This window comes from Streptomyces sp. WAC05292, from assembly GCF_003949955.1.
GTDB lineage: Bacteria > Actinomycetota > Actinomycetes > Streptomycetales > Streptomycetaceae > Streptomyces > Streptomyces globosus.
The window spans coordinates 1-8,384 of sequence record NZ_RPSE01000285.1 but is presented as its reverse complement, the minus strand read 5'-3'; the positions used below and the strand labels follow the sequence as shown (position 1 = coordinate 8,384).

General features: G+C 72.9%; 6 protein-coding genes and 2 pseudogenes. 1 reads left to right on the top strand and 7 read right to left on the bottom strand.

What is annotated here, in order from left to right; all coding sequences use genetic code 11:
- The 3 genes and pseudogenes from EF903_RS23975 to argS all read right to left on the bottom strand — a co-directional run.
- Positions 1 to 372 (bottom strand): annotated as a pseudogene (locus EF903_RS23975) (hypothetical protein); the annotation flags it as partial.
- Positions 373 to 493: 121 nt separating this feature from the next.
- Positions 494 to 1,102, bottom strand: a complete 609-nt coding sequence (locus tag EF903_RS23970) for an NAD(P)H-dependent oxidoreductase (RefSeq protein WP_125546428.1) — start codon at positions 1,100 to 1,102, stop codon at positions 494 to 496.
- A gap of 153 nt (positions 1,103 to 1,255) precedes the next feature.
- Positions 1,256 to 3,058: an arginine--tRNA ligase gene (argS, locus tag EF903_RS23965; protein ID WP_125546426.1), complete on the bottom strand. Its 1,803-nt coding sequence runs from the start codon at positions 3,056 to 3,058 to the stop codon at positions 1,256 to 1,258.
- A 194-nt stretch (positions 3,059 to 3,252) separates the two neighbouring features.
- Here argS and lysS point away from each other — a divergent pair, with 194 nt between their 5' ends.
- Positions 3,253 to 4,977, top strand: a complete 1,725-nt coding sequence (lysS, locus tag EF903_RS23960) for a lysine--tRNA ligase (protein ID WP_125546424.1) — start codon at positions 3,253 to 3,255, stop codon at positions 4,975 to 4,977.
- Between the two features lie 58 nt (positions 4,978 to 5,035).
- On the opposite strand, the gene EF903_RS23955 is transcribed toward lysS, so the two are convergent.
- The 4 genes and pseudogenes from EF903_RS23955 to EF903_RS34300 all read right to left on the bottom strand — a co-directional run.
- On the bottom strand, positions 5,036 to 5,368 hold the full coding sequence (locus EF903_RS23955) for a hypothetical protein (RefSeq protein WP_260615844.1): 333 nt from the start codon (positions 5,366 to 5,368) through the stop codon (positions 5,036 to 5,038).
- Positions 5,369 to 5,548: 180 nt separating this feature from the next.
- A complete protein-coding gene (locus tag EF903_RS23950) occupies positions 5,549 to 7,012 on the bottom strand; it encodes a DUF2637 domain-containing protein (protein ID WP_125546420.1) in 1,464 nt (487 codons plus the stop codon).
- 122 nt (positions 7,013 to 7,134) lie between these two features.
- Positions 7,135 to 7,914, bottom strand: coding sequence for a DUF3558 domain-containing protein (locus tag EF903_RS23945; protein ID WP_125546418.1), 780 nt, complete (start codon positions 7,912 to 7,914; stop codon positions 7,135 to 7,137).
- Positions 7,915 to 8,075: 161 nt separating this feature from the next.
- A pseudogene (locus EF903_RS34300) lies at positions 8,076 to 8,384 on the bottom strand (DUF3558 domain-containing protein); the annotation flags it as partial.

The following is an 8,384-nucleotide window of genomic DNA, read 5'->3' as shown; positions in this document are numbered from 1 at the left end:
AGCGTCCGCCGCCCCCGAGGCGGGCCCCGCCCCCGGCGCAGGCCGGGCACTCCCGGCCGCCCCCGGGGCCTCCCGGAGCTCCTCCAGCAGCGCTCCCAGCGCCGCCGCGAAGGCCGGGTCGCGGTCGGCCTCGTCGGCCAGGACGATCTCGGCCATGGTGGTCGAGGCGGCGCCCGGGGCATCGCGGAGGCGGTGCAGGGCCACCGTGCCCGAGGCGGTGGCGCGCAGGCGGGTCTCCGCCAGAAGCCGGATGCGGGCGGGCAGTGCGGTCTGCGCGGTCTGCGCTGTCTGCGCGGTCTGCGCCGCGGTGTCCCCGGCATCCGTCTCCGTGAGGACGTGCAGTGCGGCGCGCGCCAGTCGTAACGGGTCCACGATCGGTCTCCCCATGCCTCCCGCGGTGCCGTTCCCCGGACCCCCCGGCCGCGGCCGCGGTCAGGTGATCGTACGGACTCCCACGGGCCCGTCGCCAGGTCTGGCGGGTCCCGGTCGGAGGTCAGGCGGCGGGCGGGTCCGCGACCAGGGCCGCGGCCAGGGCGCGGGCTTCCGCCAGCCAGGCGGTGCGCTGCCGTGGTGTGGAGTCGGTGACGGTGCGGAAGACGCGGCGGCGGACGTCCCGCGCGCCGGTGTACGGCAGGACGCACGCCGCCCAGATGCGCTGCAGCGGGTCGCCGAACTCGCCCGCCTCCCGTTCCTCCGCGGTGTCGGAGGTGTTCAGGACGAGCGCGCGGTCGGCCCGCAGCAGGCCTGCGGGCTCGCCCTGCGCCGTGCCCAGCTTGTAGGCGACGCCGGGGACGAGGACCCGCTGGACCCAGCCGGTCAGGACGGCCGGAGGCATGCCCCACCAGTTGGGGTGGACGAAGACCAGCGCGTCCAGGTCGGCGATCTCGCGGCGGTGCGCCTCGACCCGCGGGTCCGCGGAGGCGGCGGCCGCGTCGACCGTCTCCGTCTCCTCCGCCGCGAGCAGCGGCGGGAACCCTTCCGCGTACAGGTCGTGTGCGTGCACCTCGCAGCCGTGGGCGGCGAGTTCGGCCGTGACGGCGTCGAACAGGGCGTGGTTGAAGCTCCCGGTCCGCGGGTGCGCCAGGTAGACGCCTGCCTTCATCGTGTACGCACCCTCCCCCTGCCGGCCGCCGCTTCCGTCAACGGCCCTCGGGGCAACCGTACTCGGCGGCTCCCCGGAACGGCGCCGCCCCCGGCCCGGCAGCTCGGGGCTGCCGGGCCGGGGGCGGCGCGGAGCAAGCGGGACGCGAAGGCGTCAGAGCTTCTCGGGGGTGCGGATCCCCAGCAGGCCCATGCCCTTGCCCAGGGTCCGCGCCGTCAGGTCGATCAGGAAGAGGCGGTTCTCCTGCTGCTCCGGGGTGTCGGCCTTCATGACGGGGCACTGGTCGTAGAAGGCGGTCAGGTGCGAGGCGAGCTGGTACAGGTACGCGGCGAGCTTGTGCGGGGCGTACTCGGCGGCGGCGTCGGCGATGAGTTCGCCGAAGCCGTCGAGGTGCAGGCCCATCGCGCGCTCGGCCGGCGCCAGCGGCAGCTCCGGGTGCGCCTTGGGGGCGACGTCGGCGAGGCGGCGCTGGATGGACCGGATGCGGGCGTACGCGTACTGGAGGTAGACGGAGGTGTCGCCGTTGAGCGAGACCATCTGGTCGAGGTCGAACTTGTAGTCGCGCGCCGCGGACGTGGACAGGTCGGCGTACTTGACGGCGCCGATGCCGACGTGCCGGCCGTTCTCGACGATCTCGGGCTCGGTCAGGCCGGCCTTCTCCGCCTTCTCGCGGACGACGGCCGTGGCCCGGTCGACGGCCTCGTCGAGCAGGTCGACCAGCCGGACCGTCTCGCCCTCGCGGGTCTTGAACGGCTTGCCGTCGGCGCCGAGCACGGTGCCGAAGGCGAGCTGGACGGCCTTGGTGCCCTCCTGGAGCCAGCCGGCGCGGCGGGCGGTCTCGAAGACCATCTTGAAGTGCAGCGACTGGCGGGCGTCCACCACGTACAGCAGGGTGCTCGCCTTCAGGCTGCCGACGCGGTCGCGGATCGCCGACAGGTCGGTGGCGGCGTAGCCGAAGCCGCCGTCGGACTTCTGGACGATCAGCGGGGTGGGCTGGCCGTCGGGGCCCTTGTACTCGTCGAAGAAGACGCACAGCGCGCCGTTGGAGCGGACGGCGACCCCGGACTCCTCCAGCAGGCGGCACGTCTCGGCGAGCATGTCGTTGTAGCCGGACTCGCCGACGATGTCGGCGTCGCGGATGTCCATGTCGAGCTTGTCGAAGACCGAGTAGAAGTAGATCTTCGACTCGTCGACGAACCGCTGCCACAGGGCGAGGGTCTGCTCGTCGCCCGCCTGGAGGTCGACGACGCGGGCGCGGGCGCGGGTCTTGAACTCCTCGTCGGCGTCGAAGAGCGCGCGCGACGCCTTGTACAGCCGGTTCAGGTTGGACATGGCCTCTTCGCCGGCCGCCTCGGCCGACTCGGCGGTGTCGGCGTCCCCGGCGGCCGGCTCCGCGGCCTTGTGGTCCAGCTCGTGCGGGTGCTCGATCAGGTACTGGATGAGCATGCCGAACTGGGTGCCCCAGTCACCGATGTGGTGGCGGCGCACGACCTGCTCGCCGGTGAATTCGAGGATCTCGACCATCGCCGCGCCGATGACGGCCGACCGCAGGTGGCCGACGTGCATCTCCTTGGCCACGTTCGGCTGCGCGTAGTCGATCACGGTGGTGCCGGCGTCCGGGTTGACGGGGACGCCGAGGCGGTCGTCGGCGGCGCGCGCGGCGAGCGTCTCGACGATCGCCCGGTCGGAGACGGTGATGTTGAGGAAGCCGGGGCCGGAGACCTCGATCTCCTCGATGACGCCGCCCTTGTCGAGGCCGCCGACGACGGTGGACGCCAGCTCGCGCGGGTTGGCCTTGGCCTTCTTCGCGAGCGCCAGGATGCCGTTGGCCTGGAAGTCGGCCCGGTCGCTTCGTCGCAGCAGCGGGTCGGCCGCACCGGCCTCCGGCAGGGCGGAGGCGAGGGCGTCGGCGACGCGCTGATGGACGGAGGAAGCGAGGGAAGGGACCGAGGCCATGAGCTGCCGTTCCTGTGAGTGTGCCCGGTGGCGGAGTCCGCCGGGGGCGCGGGTTGTTCGTTCCGACAAGGGCCGAGTATCCCACGCGGCCGCATCCCGTTTCCCGGCTTGTACGGGCTGCCGGGCAACCAAGGGGCGGCGGGTTCCGTCTGGGAGAATGGCTGAAGCCAGCATTCGAGATAGAAGGACGTGTCGTGGCTCAGAGCAGCACCGAGACCGACTGGGTCTCCCGTTTCGCGGACGAGGTCATCGCCGAGGCGGAGCGCCGAGCACCCGGCAAACCTGTCGTCGTCGCGTCCGGACTCTCCCCCTCCGGCCCGATCCACCTGGGCAACCTGCGCGAGGTCATGACCCCGCACCTGGTCGCCGACGAGATCCGCCGCCGCGGCATCGAGGTCCGCCACGTCCTGTCGTGGGACGACTACGACCGCTACCGCAAGGTGCCCAAGGGCATCCCGGGCGTCACGGAGGAGTCCCACGGCGGGCACATCGGCCGGCCGCTGACCTCCGTGCCCGCGCCCGAGGGCTCCCCGCACCCGAACTGGGCCGAGCACTTCAAGGCCGCCATGGTCGAGGCCCTGGCCGAGCTCGGCGTCGAGTACGACCCGATCAGCCAGACCGAGCAGTACACCTCGGGCGCGTACCGCGAGCAGGTGCTGCACGCGATGAAGCACCGCGGCGACATCGACGCCGTCCTCGCCCAGTACCGCACGAAGCCGAAGGCCGCCAAGAAGTCGCAGAAGCCGGTCGACGAGGCCGAGCTGGAGGCCGCCGAGGGCTCCGGCGCGGCCGGCGAGGACGACGGCAGCGCCGAGGGCGCCGAGTACTTCCCGTACAAGCCGTACTGCGGCGAGTGCGGCAAGGACTTCACCAAGGTCACCTCGTACGACGACGAGACGACCGAGCTGACGTACGTCTGCACCGAGGACGAGTTCACCGAGACGGTGAAGCTGTCGGAGTTCAACCGCGGCAAGCTCGTCTGGAAGGTCGACTGGCCGATGCGCTGGGCGTTCGAGGGCGTCGTCTTCGAGCCGTCCGGCGTCGACCACTCCTCGCCGGGCTCGTCGTTCCAGGTCGGCGGCCAGATCGTGCACATCTTCGGCGGCGAGCAGCCGATCGGCCCGATGTACGCGTTCGTCGGCATCAGCGGCATGGCCAAGATGTCGTCCTCGAAGGGCGGCGTCCCGACCCCGGGCGACGCGCTGAAGATCATGGAGCCGCAGCTGCTGCGCTGGCTGTACGCCCGCCGCAAGCCGAACCAGAGTTTCAAGATCGCCTTCGACCAGGAGATCCAGCGCCTGTACGACGAGTGGGACAAGCTGGAGGCGAAGGTCGCCGACGGCTCGGTGCTCCCCGCCGACGCCGCCGCGCACACCCGCGCCGTGCGCGTCGCCTCGCACGAGCTGCCGCGCACCCCGCGCCCGCTGCCGTACCGCACGCTCGCCTCGGTCGTCGACATCACCGCCGGCCACGACGAGCAGACGCTGCGCATCCTGGCCGACCTCGACCCGTCGCAGCCGCTGGCCTCCCTGGACGAGGTCCGGCCCCGCCTGGACCGCGCCGAGAACTGGATCACCACCCAGGTCCCGGCCGACCAGCGGACCCTGGTGCGCGAGGAGCCCGACACCGAGCTGCTCGCCTCCCTCGACGACGAGGCGCGCCGCTCGCTGGCGCTGCTGCTGGAGGGCCTCGACTCGCACTGGTCCCTCGACGGGCTGACCACGCTCGTCTACGGCGTGCCGAAGGTGATGGCCGGGCTGGAGCCCGACGCCAAGCCGACGCCCGAGCTGAAGGTCGCGCAGCGCAGCTTCTTCGCGCTGCTGTACCGCCTGCTCGTCACCCGGGAGACCGGCCCGCGCCTGCCGACGCTGCTGCTGGCGGTCGGCGCGGACCGCGTCCGCAAGCTGCTGGCGGTCTGACCGCCACGACGAGAGGGGGCCCGCCGGACATCCGGCGGGCCCCCTCTCGTGCGCGGCTCTACGGTGCGGGCACCTTGGTGAATTCCGGCAGAGGCTTTCCGTCCGGGTCGGGACGGAACTCCAGGGCGTCCTGTCCGCGCGGGTGGAGCTGGATGCCGGCGGTCCTGCCGAGCCCGCCGTCCTCGACCGTCAGGTAGACGAAGTCGCTCCCCGACCGGCCGCCGAGGAACTCCCATCGGCCGTGGAAGTCGGCGGGGCCGGAGTGCTCGTCCGTCTCCACGCGGGTGGCGGTGAACCTTCCGTCGGGCCCGAGCAGGATCTCGCCGCCCGTCGTGGCGCTGCGGTACCGGCCGGGCAGCTCGTCGGGATCGACCGACGTGCACCCCGACACGAGCAAGACGGAAGCCGCCAGTGCGGCGACGAGCCACCGCCTGCCCGTTCCCCCGGTCGTCCCAGACCCCGCGCGCATGGTCACACACCTCTCCCCTGAGGTCGGCTGTGCGGCCCTGCGACCGCACAGCCCTATTTGAACACGCTCAAAAAGTCCGGCGTGCCTCGGGGTCGCCGCTGCTCAGGCGATGTGCTCGTTCTCCAGGTCGCGCTGGTAGCGCTGCTTGAGGTCGGGCATCAGGCGGCGCAGGATGGACGCGCCGCGAGGGTGCGCGATCCCCATGCGCTCGGCGAGGAGCGCTTCCACCTTCTCCGCGTCCGGGATGCCGTTCTTCTCGTCGATGTGTGCACGGAAGACCTCGTACGCGGCCTCCTCGAACTTCACCTCGTCGATGGCCGCCGCCTCCTCCGCCGCGGCCGGGAAGAGGGCGCCCTGCCCGTCGGTCTCCGCCTGGGCGTCCAGGGCGCGCTGGGCGGCGCGGGCCTCGAGCTGGGCGGCGAGGGCCTGCCGGGCGGCCGGGTCCTCGGTGTCCGGCAGCTCGGGGCCGGCCGGCGGCAGCACCGGGGTGGGCTCCAGGCCCTCGACGTACTGCGGGTTGTAGACGCTCTCGTACGCGGTCTGCGGGGCCCGCGGCGCGGCGAACCAGGCGCTGTTGTGGGCCGCGGGCATGGCCGTCGGCTCCACGGCGAACGGCGGCGGCGCGTGGTGCGGGACGCCCTGCGCCTGCAGCCAGGCCGCCCGGGCCTCGGCCTGGGCCTGGGTCTCGGGCTGCGGCTCGGCCTGCGCCTGCGGCTCGGCCTGCGGGTCCTGCCCGGGCCCGGCCGGCACCGGCTGCGGGCCCTGCGGCCCCTGTCCGCCCGGACCGGCCGCGGCCGCGGCCTGCGGCTGCGCGGCCGCCGCGCCCGCCGCCAGCGCGGGGGCCTTCGCCGCGGTGTCCGCGGGCGGCAGCAGCGCGGGCTCGATCCCGGCCGCCGCCAGCCCGTCCGGGGCCGTCTGCGACAGCGGTACGCCGATGCGGGCCAGCCGCAGCGGCATCAGCGCCTCCACCGGCGCCTTGCGCCGCCACGCGCGCCCGTACCGGGCCTGGAGTCGCGCCTGGTAGATCAGCCGGTCCTGCTCCATCCCGACGGCCTGCTCGTAGGAGCGCAGCTCCCACAGCTTCATCCGGCGCCACAGCTTGAAGGTGGGGATGGGGGAGAGCAGCCAGCGCGTGAGGCGGACGCCCTCCATGTGCCGGTCCGCGGTGATGTCGGCGATCCGGCCCACCGCGTGCCGGGCCGCCTCCACCGTGACGACGAACAGCACGGGGATCACCGCGTGCATGCCGACGCCCAGCGGGTCCGGCCACGCCGCGGCGCCGTTGAACGCGATCGTCGCCGCCGTCAGCAGCCACGCCGTCTGGCGCAGCAGCGGGAAGGGGATCCGGATCCACGTCAGCAGCAGGTCCAGGGCCAGCAGGACGCAGATGCCCGCGTCGATGCCGATCGGGAAGACCAGCGAGAAGTTCCCGAACCCCTTCTTCAGCGCGAGCTCGCGGACCGCGGCGTACGAGCCCGCGAAACCGATCCCCGCGATGACGACGGCACCCGCGACGACCACGCCGATGAGTATTCGGTGCGTACGAGTCAGCTGCATCGCGGCCACCCGCGATCTCCTCCCCTTGTCGTGCCACGGCAGGCACAGCGTACGGGTGACTGTACGGGTGACTGAATGTCAGCCTCCAGCAAGGGTCCCCGGTCCGCTGCGCGCCGCGGCGTCGGTGCCGGCTACTGGGATGCGGCCGGGGAAGGCTGCTGCTCGGGCTGCTTCTGCTCCTGGTTGGCGGCCTCGACGGAGGCGACGATCTCCTTGGCCGCGGCGACGGCGTCCTGGAGCAGCTTGGCCTGATCCGGTGCCCCGGCGCCCTCGTAGGCGGCGCCGTTGTAGTCGAGGGTGACGACCACGTTGTGGGTGCGCGCGACGACGGTCGTGTTCGCGAAGTCCACGTCCTTCTTCACGCCGAAGACGATGGAGGTGGCCTGGTTGCCGGTCTCGGCGACGGCCTCGGCCTTGACGTCGGTCGCGCCCTCGGTGGCCTTCGCGGTCTCGATCTGCTTGGCGTACTGCTCCTCGGCGCGCTTGTCGGCGCTGCCGAGGGAGGCGTGCGAGTCGTAGCGGACCAGGGACACCGACAGCCAGCGGTACTGGGAGCCCTTCAGGCCGTCCGTCTTCAGGCCGTTCCACGAGCAGCTGGCGCGGCTGCCCAGGTCGTTGGACTTCGTCGCGGTGCCGTTGGTGTCCTTCGCGTCCGGGACGAGCGTCTCGACGGTCTTGGACTGAAGCGTCTTGCACGGCTCGGGGAGCGTGGCGAAGCGGGCCTTCTCCAGCTCGACCTTCGGCTTCCCGCCGGGCTTGGCGGACGCCGACGCGCCCGACTTCTTGCCGTCGCCGGATCCGGAGCCCTTGCCCTTGTCCGAGTCGGACGAGCATCCGGCGGCGGCGAATATGACCGGGACGACGGCGGCGCAGGCGAGCACCCGGGTGAGGCGCGAAGCAGATCGGTGCATGGTTCCTTCACTACGTTGAGGGACGCGTTCGTGTGGAGCGGTGGGGGCGCGGTACGGACGCGGCGCGGGCGCGGGACCCGTGCAACGGTAGCCCCACCGGGCGTACGGCTGCTGTGCGCGCCGTCACGCCGGGGTGTCGCCGGCCGCCGCCGTCGGACGCTTCAGTCGCTGAAGCGCTCGACGAGCGCCTGCGCCAGCTGCCGCGCCTTGTCCTGGGTTTCGGTGCCGGAGGGGACGGCGCCGGGCACGGCGGGCTGGACGCTGTACTCGACGGTGACGATGACGTTCGCGGTGCGGAAGACGACCCGCACGGTACGGGACTGGGCGGCGCTGGCTCCGGCCGCGCCCAGCTTGTCCTCGATGAAGGCCTCGGCGCCGAGGCCTTCGAGGACGCGGGAGCCGAGCTCGGACGGGGACGGCGACGGGGTGGGTGCGCCGCTGCCCGGCGCGGGGGAGCCGGAGGCGGGGGG

Bases quoted from the DNA above. Each gene is read 5' to 3' on its own strand.
- EF903_RS23970 (WP_125546428.1), bottom strand. From the start codon at position 1,102: ATGAAGGCAGGCGTCTACCTGGCGCACCCGCGGACCGGGAGCTTCAAC.
- argS (WP_125546426.1), bottom strand. From the start codon at position 3,058: ATGGCCTCGGTCCCTTCCCTCGCTTCCTCCGTCCATCAGCGCGTCGCC.
- EF903_RS23945 (WP_125546418.1), bottom strand. From the start codon at position 7,914: ATGCACCGATCTGCTTCGCGCCTCACCCGGGTGCTCGCCTGCGCCGCC.